Below are 12,286 nucleotides of genomic sequence, written 5' to 3'. Positions count from 1 at the left end.
GACGCAGCCGTCGTGCAGCGCTGTCGTTCATTGTCGACTCCTCGTTCGCTCAGTCCTCGCGGGCAGGCAGCCGGCGCGGAATTCGGCTTGCCTACCGAGCAGTTGGCCGAGAAGTTACGCGGCGCACGCGCCGTGCGACGCGCGCCGGGAAGCGAACTCCCCGCGCGCGGCGCCCGATTGGGGGCGCTCGCCGCCCAACGGCCGCCCCCGGCACCGGGGATCACCCTTCATCGGCGCGCGACGGGGTCCCCGGAGGCCACGGTGCCGCACGACTCCGGCACCTGCGCCGGCCCCGTCGAGCGGTCCTTCTCCTGTGGCGGCGGGGCGATCGAGGTGGCCAGGGCGTAGCGGACCAGGACGTCGCGGTAGGGGGTGCCGGGGGTGACCTGGTCGGGGAGGTTGTGCCGGTCGTCCGCCGACAGGGACGCGTGGCAGGGCTCGCCGTGGAAGGTCACCTCCGCCTCCGGCCGGCTGCCGAAGAGGACCTCGTCCGCGTGGACGAGGGCGGCGAAGGAGAGATCCGGCTCCGCGGCCGGTTCCTCGCCGCGCTCGGCCTGATCTCTTCAAGTCCCCCCGGACCTGGTCGCGGCCTTCTTCGCCAGGTCCTTGGCGACGTCCGACACCTTGCCCGCCACCGACAGCCCGTGGCCGTCTCCGGAGATCTCCTCTCCGGTCCGCTCCACGGTGCCGCCCAGCCGGTCGACCGCCCCTCCGGCGGTCGTCGTGGCCTGTTGCACGACCTGTTCGATGATGCGCGGGTTCTGGTCGATGGTGGTCAGGACCTGCTTGATGATGGCCGCCACCTGGTCCAGACGGACCTTGAGGAGCGCCTGGGCGTCCACGCCCTTGAGGTCGAGCTCCAGCTTGCCGAGGGTGACGTCGGCGCCCACGTTCAGCCTGAGCAGGCTCAGCACCTCAGCGCTGAGCGAGACGTGCGCCCGCAGGTCCTCCGCCTCGATCTTCAGCTCGTCCAGCTTGAGGACCGGCACGTCGAGGAAGACGTCGGCCTCGTCCGGGTCGTACTCCTGCCGGGTCTCGACCTCGTCACTCATCATCCTGACCTTCCCGCTCGTCCCTGTCGTCGCCCCGGTTCTTCGAACCCCCCGCGTCCCCCGCGTCGTCCGTGCCGCCCGAGTCCCCGTCGCCTCGCACCACCTCGCCGTCCCTGATCTCCCCGCGCCACCCCTCGACCTCCTCGTCGGCGGCCAGGGTCACGTAGCGCTGGAAGTGCTTGAGGTCCAGCCGCACCCGGCGGCCGACGGCGCGCCACAGGTTGCCGGTCTTCTCGAAGAAGCCGGAGGGCCGGTACTCGATGACGGCGACGATCCTGGTCAGGGTCGGCGTCAGCTCGTGGAAGCTGACCGCGCCCCTGGCGGTGCCCTTGGCGCCCTCGGAGCGCCAGACGATGCGGTCGTCCGGCAGTTGCTCCTCGATGGTCGCCTCGAAGCTCCGCTCGGAGAAGGCGATCTTGGTCTTCCACTCGGTGGTGGTGTCGTCGCTGGTGGAGACGTTGCTGACGCCCTTGGTGAAGACGCCGAACTTCTCGAACTGGGTCCAGTGGTCGTAGCAGGTGCGCAGGGGCACGCCCACGTCGATCACCTCGACGATGTTGGTGACCTTGGTGTCGCCGGCCTCCTGCTCGCCGCCGCTCTGCTTCGCGCCCTCGTCGCCGTCGCCGTCCTCGTCGTCTGAGGAACCCTTCCCAGGCGTCACCTTGTCCTTGAGCCCGCGCAACGACGAACCGGCCGCCGCCTTGGCCGGGTTCTCGCCCTTGAGCATGCGGGTGGCCGCGTCGGGGACGGCGCCGCTCCCCTCGGCCGTCTCACCGAGCCGCTGGGCCACACCGGTGAGCTTCTCTCCCGCCTTGTCCACCAGGTGCTCGGCCTGGGCCCCGAGGAAGCGCATCAGCTCCTCGCGCACCCGCCCCAGGCCGGTGGCGTGGTGCTGCTCGTCCTGGCTCTCGCCCTGCTTCTCGTCCGACGCGGTGGTCATCAGCGGTCACCGCTGTCGGCGCCGGCCGTGGCGCGGCGGGCGGGGCGGCGCGGGGCGCGCTCGCGGCGTTCCAGGGGTTCGCCGGGCCGACGGCGGCCGGAGGGGCGGGCTCCCTTGCTCCCGCTGCCGGAACGGCCGCTCCCCGCGCCCTCGCCGGAGCTCGTCTCCTCGGCCGCACGTGAGCGCGTCGCCCGCCGTTTGCGTTCGGTGCCGGCGGGCGGCTCGTTCCCCTCGCCGTTGTCGGCGGAGCCATCGGTGGCGTTAACGCTGTTGTCGTTGTTATCGCTGTTGTCGCTGTTGTCGTCCTTGTCGGCGGGGCCGCCGGTGGTGTGGTCGTCGGAGTCGTCGCCGGTCACCACGTCGCTCAGTCGGCCCTCGGCCAGCGCCCTGGTGCGCTCGGCCAGCGCGTCGGCGACGTTGTCGTAGCCCCGGTGCAGCGCGGCCGTCACCACAGAGCGGCCGCCGCTGAGCAGCTCGCCCCTGACCCGTTCGCCGAGCTTTCCGAAGTGCTCGGAGCCGGCCAGCCGGTGCACCCCCTCGCCCATCAGCTCCTTGGGGTTCAGGCGGACCCGCCGCCCCAGGGCGTAGGAGGCGACCACCAGCGCCAGCTTCGCCTTCTTCGTTCTGCCGAGGAAATAACCGGCGGCCAGACCGGCGGCCACGGCCGCCCGGGTGGAGGTGTCGGTCATGCGCGTGTCCTTCTCTGTCGCCCAGCCCGAGGCGCGCCGGTCGCACGAGCCTCGCCGTGCGTCCAGCCAACGGCGCGCGGGCCGGCCCCGCACCCCGGACGGGCCCGAACAGGTGGCGCGGGCAGCGGCCAGGACGGGGCACGCGGGCGGGCTCGGGCTCCACCGGCCGGCCGGTGGCCTCGCGGCCGTTCCGCGCCATCACCCCGCCCGGCCCGCAGGGGCAGCGGGGGGCGGGCCGGTCCCCGCGTGCGCGGGGACCTCGCCCGCCCGGCCGGGAACGCGGAGCGGCTCGCGCGGCTCGCGCAGCGGCGCGTCGGCGAACTCCCGCATCCCCGGCGCGAACGCGACGCGCGGCGACCAGCCGAGCGCGGCGCGGGCGCGCGCCGGGGACGCGGTGATGTGGCGGACGTCCCCCATGCGGTACTCGCCCGTGACGACGGGCTCGGGCCCGCCGTGGGCGTCCGCCAGGGCGCGCGCCATCTCGCCGATGGTGCGCCGCTCGCCGCTGCCGATGTTGAACGCGCGCAGCGCGCCCTCCGGGCAGGCCGTGGCGCTGGTCAGGGCGGCGACGTTGGCGGTGGCGACATCGGTGGCGTGCACGAAGTCCCGCAGTTGGCCGCCGTCCTCGAAGACGCGGGGCGCGCGGCCCGCCGCCAGTGCGGAACGGAAGAACGACGCGACCCCCGCGTAGGGGGTGTCCCTCGGCATCCGGTCGCCGTACACGTTGTGGTACCGCAGGCTGATCGCCCGCCCGCCGGTGGACCTGGCCCAGGCGGCGGCCAGATGCTCCTGCGCGAGCTTGGTCGCGGCGTAGACGTTGCGCGGGTCGGTCGGGGCCTCCTCGGTGACCAGCCCGGGGACGAGCGGCGCGCCGCAGCGCGGGCAGGGCGGCTCGAACTCCCCGGCGGCCAGCCGCTCCGCGCCGCGCGGACCCGGCCGCACCCGGCCGTGGACGGGACAGTCGTAACGTCCCTCGCCGTAGACCACCATCGACCCGGCCAGCACCAGCCGCCCGACGCCCGCTTCCGCCATGGCCGCCAGCAGCAGCGCGGTGCCGTGGTCGTTGACGCTCACATAGGCGGGGGCGTCGCCGAAGTCCCTGCCGAGCCCGACCATGGCCGCCTGGTGGCAGACGGCGTCCACGTCGCGCAGCGCGCGGCGCAGCGGCTCGGGGGCGCGGATGTCGGCGTGGTGCCAGGGGACGTCCGCCTCCCCGGCGGGGGGCGGCGGGGGCTGGCGCACGTCGAGCAGGGTCGGCTCGTAGCCCTGGAACCGCAGCTCCTCGACGATGTGCGACCCGATGAAACCGGCGCCGCCGGTGACCAGTACACGCATGGCCCGCACGCTAGCCCCGCGCCGCCCCCCAACGGCCGCCCGTGCCACCGACGTCACACTTCCGTAAGGGCCGGAGGCGCCGGATCCCGAGGCGTCGGATCCGGAGGCGTCGACGGTTCGGCCGCGTCAACGGTTGGGTCGCGTCAACGGTTGGGTCGCGTCGACGGTCCGGTCGCATCGATGGGCTGGTCGCATCGATGGGCTGGTCGCGTCGGTGGTCCGGTCCGCGTCGACGGTCGGTCGGGCCCGCGTCAGGTGGCCGGCAGGATCACCTCGAAACGGCAGCCGCCCTCCACGTTGTGGACGCCCGTGCGGCCCTGGTGCGCCTCCACCAGGCCGCGCACGATCGCCAGTCCGAGCCCCGCGCCCGCCGGAGGCGTCCGCGCGTCGGACCCGCGCCAGCCCGTGTCGAAGACGCGGGGCAGTGCGTCCGGCGGGATGCCGCCGCAGCCGTCCGTCACCGACAGCACCACGGTCTCCGCGCGGCGCGCCGCCGCGACGGCGACCGTTCCGTCGGGCGGGGTGTGCCGGATCGCGTTGACCAGCAGGTTGGCGAGCACCCTGTGCATCTCCTTGCCGTCGACCTCGACGGACACCCGCTCCACGCCGTGGTCCGCCAGGACCACGCCGTGCTGCCGCGCGAGCGGGTCGGCGCCGGCGACGGCGTCGCTGACGAGGTCGTAGACCGACAGCCGGGTCGGGCTCAGCGACAGCGACCCCGCCTGGATGCGGGACAGTTCGAAGAGGTCACCGACGAGGGAGCCGAGCCGTTCGACCTCGACGCGGATGAGCCGGTGGTAGCGGTCGGGGTCCTCGGCGACGCCGTCCTCCAGCGCCTCCGCCATGGCCCGCAGCCCGGCGAGCGGGGAGCGCAGATCGTGGGAGATCCAGGCGACCAGCTCCCTGCGTGAGGACTCCAGCGTCCGCTCGCGTTCCCTGGCGGCCGCCAGCTTGTCCTGGGCTGCGGCCAACTGGCCGGCTAGGGAGGCGAGTTCGGCGGGCATGGGACTGGTGGGCGGGGTGAAGGAACCGGTCTCGCCCAGTGCGCGCGCTGACCGCTGCAACGCGCGGTGCGCGCCCGTCACCCAGCGGCCGAGCAGCAGTGCGGTGGCGGTCGCCGCCACCGCGCCGACCGCGTTCACGGTGACCACCACGGCCAGGTCGTGGGCGGACAGGAACATCGCCCAGGCCACCGAGAGGGTCCCCGCGAGAAGGGCGCTGACGGTGATCGCGATCAGCACGGCCAGCGACACCGAGACCGAACGCCGTCTGACCGCCGCGAGGACGCCCACCCCGGCGACGCCGGCGACGGCCGCGCCGGCCGCCGCGTAGAGGGCGATGAGCGGGAGGTCCCGCAGCAGTTCCTGGAATCCCACGCGGCCTCACCCGGCGTCGAAGCGGTAGCCGACCCCCCAGACCGTCGTGATCAGGCGCGGCTTGGCGGGATCGGTCTCGATCTTGTGCCGCAGCCTGCGGATGTGCACGGTCACGGTCGACAGGTCGCCATAGTCCCAGCCCCACACGGTACCCATCAGCTCCTCCCTGGCGAACACGCGCCCGGGGTGGCGCAGAAAGTGGGCGAGCAGGTCGAACTCCCGCAGGGTCAGCCGCAGTTCGCCCCGGGCGTCGGAGGCGGTGTGCGCCCTGGGGTCCAGCACGAGGGAGCCGGCCCGCAGCACGCCCTCGCCGGCGAGGGGACGGGCCTGGGACCTGCGCAGCACGGAGGCGACGCGCAGCACCAGCTCGCGGGGGCTGAACGGCTTGGTCACATAGTCGTCGGCGCCGACCTCCAGGCCGAGCACCCGGTCCTCCTCGTCGCCGCGCGCGGTGAGCATCACGACGGGCACGGGCCCCCGTTCGCGCAGCCCCCGGCAGACGGCCAGGCCGTCGAGGCCCGGCAGCATCAGGTCGAGGACCACCAGATCGGGAGGGCACTCGGCGGCCCTGGTCAGGGCGGCGGGTCCGTCGCCGACCCGGTCCACGACGAAACCGGCCCGACGCAGATAACTGGTCACCACCTCCGCGACGGTCGGGTCGTCGTCGACGACCAGGACCCGGGACGGCGGGTTCGTGGGGTTCGGCTGGCGCATACCAGCGAGTGTCACACCGGGTGTTGCCACGGCCGAGGGCGCGGCGCCCGCGCCGGGCCGATGTCAGCGTTCCGTAAGACCTCATGCCCCGATTCGCCCGATTCGGCTCCGTAGGGTGGTGTCGCGTGACCAACTCCCCGATCACGCAGGGCGATCTCGTGCTGCCCTGCCTCGACGAAGCGGAAGCGCTGCCCTGGGTGCTGTCCAGGATCCCGGACGGCTGGCGGGCGCTGGTGGTGGACAACGGCTCCGCCGACGGCTCGGCGGCACTCGCCGAACGGCTGGGCGCCCGGGTCGTCCGCGAGCCGCGCCGCGGCTTCGGCGCCGCCTGCCACGCGGGTCTGCTCGCGGCCACCGCGCCGCTGGTGGCGTTCTGCGACTGCGACGGCACCCTCGATCCCGCCGAACTGCCGCGCGTCGCCGCGCCCGTCGCCGCGGGCGACGCCGACCTCGTGCTCGCGCGCCGCAGGCCCACGGTCCGCGGCGCCTGGCCGCCGCACGCCAGGGTCGGCAACCGGGTGCTCGCACGGATGCTGCGGCGGCGCACCGGGGTCCGGCTGGCCGACCTCGGCCCGATGCGCGTGGCGCGCCGGGGGCCGCTGGTCGACCTGGGGCTGACCGACCGGCGCAACGGCTACCCGCTCCAGATGGTGGTGCGGGCCGCCGAGGCGGGCTGGCGGATCGGGGAGACCGAGGTCGCCTACGGCCCGCGCACCGGCCGTTCGAAGGTGACGGGCACCTGGCGCGGCACCTGGCGTGCGGTCTCCGACATGCGGACGGTGCTCAAGTGACGGGCGGAGGAGGGGAGTCGGCGGGTGCCGCGCCGGGGTCCGCGGCTCGTGGGCGGGGGTCGGCGGGTGCCGCGCGGGAGTCCGCGGGCGGCGACCGCGGGCCGGTCGGCGTTACGACGCTGCTGGTCATCGCGAAGGAGCCGGTGCCGGGCCGGGTCAAGACGCGGCTCACCCCGCCGTACACACCGGAGGAGGCCGCCGCGCTGGCCGAGGCGGCGCTCGCCGACACGCTGCGCGCCGTGCTGCGCGCCCCGGCCCGGCGCCGGATCCTGGTGCTCGACGGGCGCCCGGGGCCGTGGCTGCCGCCCGGCTTCACCGTGCTGCCGCAGGCGACCGGCGGGCTCGACCTGCGGATCGCCGCCGCCTTCGCGGCGTGCCGGGGCCCGGCCCTGCTCGTCGGCATGGACACCCCCCAACTGACCCCCGCACTCCTCGCCCCGGCCACCGCCCCCGACGCCTGGCCACCCGGCAGGGCCTGGCTCGGGCCCGCCGCCGACGGCGGCTTCTGGGCCCTCGGCATGGCCGAGCCCCGCCCCGAGGCCGTCGTCGGAGTCCCCATGTCCCGCGCCGACACGGGCGCCGCGCAACGCGCCCGGCTGCGCCGACTCGGCCTCGCCGTCGAGGAGTTGCCGACCCTGCGCGACGTCGACACGGCCGCCGACGCCGCGCGGGTGGCCGCCGAGGCGCCGCCCGGACGGTTCACCGCGCTGCACGCCGCGCTGCGCGGCGCGCCCGCGCGCGAGGAGGACTCCCGGTGACCGCCGTCGCGGCGTCGCCCGCGCACCCCTGGACCGCCGACCCCTATGCCGCCGCCCTGCGCGCCGGGCACGGACCGCTGTATCTGCTGCGCGCGGACGGCGCCCGGCTGCCGCTGGACGTCGCCCGCTGGTGCGCCCGCCCCGACGCCGCCGACCTGTCCGTCCTGGACCGATGTCGGGGCGAAATCCTGGACGTCGGCTGCGGCCCGGGGCGCATGGTCGCCGCGCTGGCCCGCGCCGCGCGCCCGGCCCTGGGCATCGACACCGCGCCGGCCGCCGTCGCCCGCACCAGGGCCTCGGGCGGAACGGCGCTGCTGCGCTCCGTCTTCCAACCGCTGCCCGCCGAAGGCCGGTGGGGCAGCGCGCTGTTGGTGGACGGCAACATCGGGATCGGCGGCGACCCGTCCGCGCTGCTGCGGCGGGTCGCCGCCGTCCTGGAGCCGGGCGGCCTGCTGATCGCCGAGACCGCGCCGGACCCGGTGGACGAACGGTTCGAGGTCCGCCTCGCCGGCGCGGCCGGCGCCTTCGGCGAGGCGTTCCCCTGGGCCCGCGTCGGGCCCGCCGCGCTGGGCGCCCTGGCCCGACGCGGCGGCTGGCGGCCGGTCGACCGCTGGACGGTCGACGGCCGGGCGTTCAGCGCCCTGCGTCGGGGCGCGCGCTGAGCGCGCGCGCCCGGCGGGCCGCCAGCAACCTGCCGCCCAGCGCGACACCGGCCGTGACCACCGCCACGGCCGCGAGCAGCGCCGCCAGATTGCTCCCGTAGTCGAGCGACAGCACGGTCGGGTTGCGGGGAGCGCCGGGGCGCAGCAGGATCGGCGACACCACCAGCGTCGCGCACCCGGCCACCACCAATCCGCCGCGCACCGCCCCGCGTCCCGGCCCCCGGGGCACCGCCAGCCCCGCGAGCATCACCAGCGACGCCAGCACCACGTCGTGCGCCACCAGCGCGCCGCCGAGCCACACCGCCACCTCGAAGGGCGCGCCGGACGGCGTCGCCACCCACATCAGCCGGGCCCCCGCCAGCATCAGCGCCAGACCGGCCACGGCCAGCACCCCCCGCGCGATCCTCATGACAGCACCTCGATCCGGCCTATCCACTTGGTCTGGAGCACCCCGGGACGGTGGGGGGCGATGATCCGGGCGGGAAACCCGTGGTCCGGGGAGAGTTCCTCCCCGTTGATCCGCAGCGCCAGCAGCGTCAACGGGTCCCACGCGTGCGGGGGCGGCAGTACGGAGGTCCGGTAGCCGCCCCGGCTCTGGAGGGACTCGACGCGGACCGCCGCACCCTCCGGGGCGTCCACGCGTGCCAGCAGGTCACGCACCCGCACCCCGGTCCAGTCCGCCGAGGCGCTCCAGCCCTCGACGCAGGCGATCGGCAACCGTGCGGTGTGCTGCGGCAGTTCGCGCAGCTCGGCCAGCGTGAGGGAGAACGGGCGCGGCCCCGCCACCTCCAACCGCCACTCCGCCGCGACCAGACCGGCCACGCCCGCCTCGGCCGCCGTCCGGTTGACGGGCACGCCCTGGGCCGACGCGTCGGGACGGCGCGGCGCCAGCAGCGTCAACGGACGCAGCGGAGCGAACGACTGCCCGGCCGTCGCCAGCGTCACCACGCCGACCGCCGCCCCCGTCCCCCGCAGCAGCGACCTGCGGTCCGGCCCCTGCGGATCGGCCGGCACCCGCCGCCAGTTGGCGGCGATCTCCGGCGCCTTCAGCGCCACATGGAGCAGCGTCGCGCCCACCAGCACCCAGGCCAGCGCCCAGTGCACCGCCCGGAACGGGAACGGCCACGGGTACCACTGCGCCGTGTTGACCAGCCCGAGGAACACCTCGAGCAACGCGGCCGACACCAGCACCCCGACCGAGGCCCGCTCCGCCGCGTGGCGCACGGAACGCACCGGCGGCCAGACGAACAGCTTCGGCCGGACCGCCCACAACTTGACCAGCAGCAGCGGTACCAGCGCGATGCCGGTGGCCACGTGCAGCCCCTGGGTGAACTGGTAACCCCAGACCGGGCGGGTCGGCAGGTGCGGCGCCAACCAGCCGGGCGGCGTCTGAAGGTGGTGGCTGACCAGCCCGGTCACAAAGCAGACCACCACCCCTGCCCCCAGCCAGCGGCCCACCGCCGTGGCCGTGCGCGCGTCGTGCAACCGGGCGCGTTCCCGCGTCGTCGACTCCTCGGGCATCGTGCCCTCCCCTTCGCTCCGGCTTACCAGCGGGTGAGCCACAGGTGGTTGACCAGTAGCGCCGTCGCGGCCTGGGCCACCAGCCACGAACGGGCCAGCGCCGCCGGCAGCAGCGCGGCGGCCGGCAGCAGCCAGACGGCGAACGGGAGCCAGATCCGCTCCGTCTCCGCCTTGCTCATCCCGGACAGGTCGGCCGCGAGCATCGCCACCGCGCCCGCCGCCAGCAGGCCGACCAGCGCCGAACGCCCGGCGTCCTCCGGCCGCCGCGCGGCCAACTCCCGCACCCCCCGGGCCCCCTCGACCACACCGCGGCGCAGCCCGGCGACGGTGGCCAGGCCGAGCGAGGCGACCTGGGCGGCGAGGTTGGCCCACACGAAGTAGGCGTAGGGCCGGTAGCCGCCGGCCCCCGCGTGGTACCGGTCGACGAGGACCGTGTAGCCGTCGAACCACCAGAACCCGGCCGCCGTGAAACCCGCGACCCACGGCGCCACCCCCAGCAGCACCCAGGGCAACGGGCGCGCGTCCCACGCGACCAGCAGCACCGCGACCCCGAGCGCCGCCATCAGCACCAGCCCGTAGGACAGGTAGAGCAGCAGCCCGAACAGCACCCCGGACCCGACGGCCGCCAGCCGGCGCCCCGTCCGGCCCCGGAACCCGCGCACGGACAACGCCAGCAGCGCCACCGCCCACGCCGCCACCCCCGCGAAGTAGCCGTCCGCCGACACCCCCATCCACACCGCGGCGGGCGCCAGCACCAGGAACGGCGCGGCGCTCCTGGCCGGTTCCTCCCCGGCCAGCGCGCGCACGGTCAGCAGCACGGCCGGCACGGCGGAGGCCGCGACCACCACGCAGAACGCCGCGGCCCAGCCGCCGCCCGCCAGCCCCACCCGGTCCAGCAGGACGAACGTCAGCGTGGCGCCCGGCGGATGACCCGCGACATGGGCCGGCCAGTTGTCGGGGGAGTCCAGCGGTATGTGGTCGGTGAACGTCCGCAGGAAGGGGCCCACCGCGCCGATGTCGTCCAGCGCCGTCAAATACTCCTCCCCGGTGGCGAGCCGCTCCGTCACCCCCCGCCGCCAGCCGTCGACCAGCGCCAGCGACGTGATCCACACCAGCGAGCCGAGCCCCGACCCCCACACCAGCGCCCGCCAGCCCGACCGGCGCGCCCAGGCGGGCCCGTTGACCACCACCACGGCGGCCACCAGCAGCGCCGCCGGCGTGCCTGGCCCCAGATGGGGCTCCCACTCCGCGAACAGCGGAGGCCAGTCGAGAAACAGCACGTCGTCGCCGTTCACGGCGGCGCCGACGACGGCGGAGACGACGAAGAGCAGCAGCGCCGAGACGGCGGCCACCAGGTCGGAGGACGGCTTTCGGACGTTCACGCGGTCACGCTAGGCGCGTCCGGCTCCGCACGGGCGCCCCGGCGCCGGGACGTCACGGCTTCGTCAGAAACGGCGCCCGCGGGCTACCGGCGCCCGTCGTGCCCGTGCGGGGGCCACTCCGGGATCGGGTCGTAGGCGTGCGTGTCGTGGGCGGGAACGACGTGCGTCCGGTCCGCCAGGGCGATGACGCGCGGCAGTCCCTCCCGCACGCGGGCCGGCTGGACGTCGGCCAGCATCCGCGCTCGCGGACCGTCCTGCCGAGGCGGTGCGGGGTGCGGCGGTAGGACGGCATGGCCGCGAGGTGCGTCTCGACGCCGTCGCCGGCGGGCGGCTGGCGTCGCCGCGCGCTACGGGGCGGTCAGTGTGTCGAGCCGGGCGGCGAGGTCGGGGTGGGTGGCGGCCAGGTGGGGGCGGGCGGCGGACAGGGGGGCGAGGAGGTCGGCCGGATCGTCCCGGGCGAGGGCGGCGTGGAGCTCGCCGAGCGGGCGGCGGGCGGCGGCGGGCAGGTCGGTGAGCGCGGTGATCTGGCCGGCGAGGCGGCGCAGGTCGGCCGCGTTGCGGCGGGCTCGGGCGGCGGTGGTGCGGTCGGCGGCCCTGGCCTGGCGGGTGGCCGTCACGCGCTGCTCGCCGGTGGTCCCGGCCGGGCCGGGGCGGCCGCGCAGGTAACGGCGCTCGGCGGCCTGTCGGCTGGCGACGCCCAGGGGCGGGGCGAGGTCGGCCCAGCTGGCGCCCGCGTCACGGGCGGTTTCGATCAGGCCGGTCTCCCATCCGGCGAGCTGCGTGCGCACCTGTCGCAACAGCAACAGTGAGGCCAGGACCTGTTCCGGGGCCGGCCCGGCGTCGGAAGCGTCGGGGGTCTCCCGCCGGGCTTCGCGCAAGGCGTCGTCTATGGCGTGGAGGGCCGCCGCGGCGGCGAGGAACGACGCCGGGCTGTGGGCGTCGGTGCCGGTTGTGGACGGCTGGTCGGCCGGGGTCACGGGCCACCTCCCTGGGGCTGTCATCGAGCTGACGACATCTTGTTTGTCATCCATTGGATGACATGGTACAACGGTGTCAGTGAGGCGCA

Annotated in this window: 15 protein-coding genes; 3 read left to right on the top strand and 12 right to left on the bottom strand. The window is 75.6% G+C overall.

Annotation, left to right across the window (positions count from 1 at the left end):
- Positions 1-227 precede the first annotated feature (227 nt).
- The 7 genes from CRP51_RS07035 to CRP51_RS07005 form a co-directional block, all read right to left on the bottom strand.
- A complete protein-coding gene (locus tag CRP51_RS07035; RefSeq protein ID WP_097230137.1) occupies positions 228-455 on the bottom strand; it encodes a hypothetical protein in 228 nt (75 codons plus the stop codon).
- A gap of 108 nt (positions 456-563) precedes the next feature.
- On the bottom strand, positions 564-1,052 hold the full coding sequence (locus CRP51_RS29100) for a hypothetical protein (RefSeq protein ID WP_212615848.1): 489 nt from the start codon (positions 1,050-1,052) through the stop codon (positions 564-566).
- Positions 1,045-1,992 (bottom strand): SRPBCC family protein, encoded by a 948-nt coding sequence (locus tag CRP51_RS07025; protein WP_097230136.1) that lies wholly within the window; start codon positions 1,990-1,992, stop codon positions 1,045-1,047. Before CRP51_RS07025 ends, CRP51_RS29100 begins: the two co-directional genes overlap by 8 nt.
- Positions 1,992-2,681 carry a hypothetical protein gene (locus tag CRP51_RS07020; RefSeq protein ID WP_097230135.1) on the bottom strand — a complete coding sequence of 230 codons (690 nt, stop codon included), beginning with the start codon at positions 2,679-2,681 and terminating at the stop codon, positions 1,992-1,994. Before CRP51_RS07020 ends, CRP51_RS07025 begins: the two co-directional genes overlap by 1 nt.
- 198 nt (positions 2,682-2,879) lie before the next feature.
- Positions 2,880-4,016 carry an NAD-dependent epimerase/dehydratase family protein gene (locus tag CRP51_RS07015; protein ID WP_097230134.1) on the bottom strand — a complete coding sequence of 379 codons (1,137 nt, stop codon included), beginning with the start codon at positions 4,014-4,016 and terminating at the stop codon, positions 2,880-2,882.
- Between the two features lie 251 nt (positions 4,017-4,267).
- Positions 4,268-5,374 carry a sensor histidine kinase gene (locus tag CRP51_RS07010; protein ID WP_097230325.1) on the bottom strand — a complete coding sequence of 369 codons (1,107 nt, stop codon included), beginning with the start codon at positions 5,372-5,374 and terminating at the stop codon, positions 4,268-4,270.
- A gap of 24 nt (positions 5,375-5,398) precedes the next feature.
- Entirely contained in the window at positions 5,399-6,106 is a 708-nt protein-coding gene (locus tag CRP51_RS07005) for a response regulator transcription factor (protein WP_097230133.1), read from the bottom strand.
- A gap of 83 nt (positions 6,107-6,189) precedes the next feature.
- Between CRP51_RS07005 and CRP51_RS07000 the strand changes: the two genes are divergently transcribed.
- From CRP51_RS07000 to CRP51_RS06990, 3 genes are all read left to right on the top strand, one after another.
- Positions 6,190-6,897, top strand: a complete 708-nt coding sequence (locus CRP51_RS07000) for a glycosyltransferase family 2 protein (protein WP_097230132.1) — start codon at positions 6,190-6,192, stop codon at positions 6,895-6,897.
- A 122-nt stretch (positions 6,898-7,019) separates the two neighbouring features.
- Positions 7,020-7,655: a TIGR04282 family arsenosugar biosynthesis glycosyltransferase gene (locus CRP51_RS06995; RefSeq protein ID WP_097230324.1), complete on the top strand. Its 636-nt coding sequence runs from the start codon at positions 7,020-7,022 to the stop codon at positions 7,653-7,655.
- Positions 7,652-8,317 (top strand): methyltransferase domain-containing protein, encoded by a 666-nt coding sequence (locus CRP51_RS06990; RefSeq protein ID WP_097230131.1) that lies wholly within the window; start codon positions 7,652-7,654, stop codon positions 8,315-8,317. Before CRP51_RS06995 ends, CRP51_RS06990 begins: the two co-directional genes overlap by 4 nt.
- Here CRP51_RS06990 and CRP51_RS06985 read toward each other — a convergent pair.
- The 5 genes from CRP51_RS06985 to CRP51_RS06970 form a co-directional block, all read right to left on the bottom strand.
- Positions 8,289-8,726, bottom strand: coding sequence for a hypothetical protein (locus tag CRP51_RS06985; protein ID WP_097230130.1), 438 nt, complete (start codon positions 8,724-8,726; stop codon positions 8,289-8,291). The two genes, CRP51_RS06990 and CRP51_RS06985, sit on opposite strands and share 29 nt — an antisense overlap.
- Entirely contained in the window at positions 8,723-9,838 is a 1,116-nt protein-coding gene (locus CRP51_RS06980; protein WP_097230129.1) for a molybdopterin-dependent oxidoreductase, read from the bottom strand. Before CRP51_RS06980 ends, CRP51_RS06985 begins: the two co-directional genes overlap by 4 nt.
- Positions 9,839-9,861: 23 nt before the next feature.
- Complete coding sequence (locus CRP51_RS06975; protein WP_097230128.1) at positions 9,862-11,220, bottom strand: hypothetical protein; 1,359 nt, start codon at positions 11,218-11,220, stop codon at positions 9,862-9,864.
- Positions 11,221-11,303: 83 nt separating this feature from the next.
- Positions 11,304-11,456, bottom strand: a complete 153-nt coding sequence (locus CRP51_RS28755) for a hypothetical protein (RefSeq protein WP_170970454.1) — start codon at positions 11,454-11,456, stop codon at positions 11,304-11,306.
- Positions 11,457-11,567: 111 nt separating this feature from the next.
- Positions 11,568-12,197: a type III effector protein gene (locus tag CRP51_RS06970; RefSeq protein ID WP_097230127.1), complete on the bottom strand. Its 630-nt coding sequence runs from the start codon at positions 12,195-12,197 to the stop codon at positions 11,568-11,570.
- Between the last annotated feature and the right edge of the window lie 89 nt (positions 12,198-12,286).

The organism is Streptomyces zhaozhouensis (assembly GCF_900230195.1).
GTDB classification, from domain to species: Bacteria; Actinomycetota; Actinomycetes; order Streptomycetales; family Streptomycetaceae; genus Streptomyces; species Streptomyces zhaozhouensis.
This window is presented reverse-complemented; position numbering and strand designations above follow the sequence as displayed.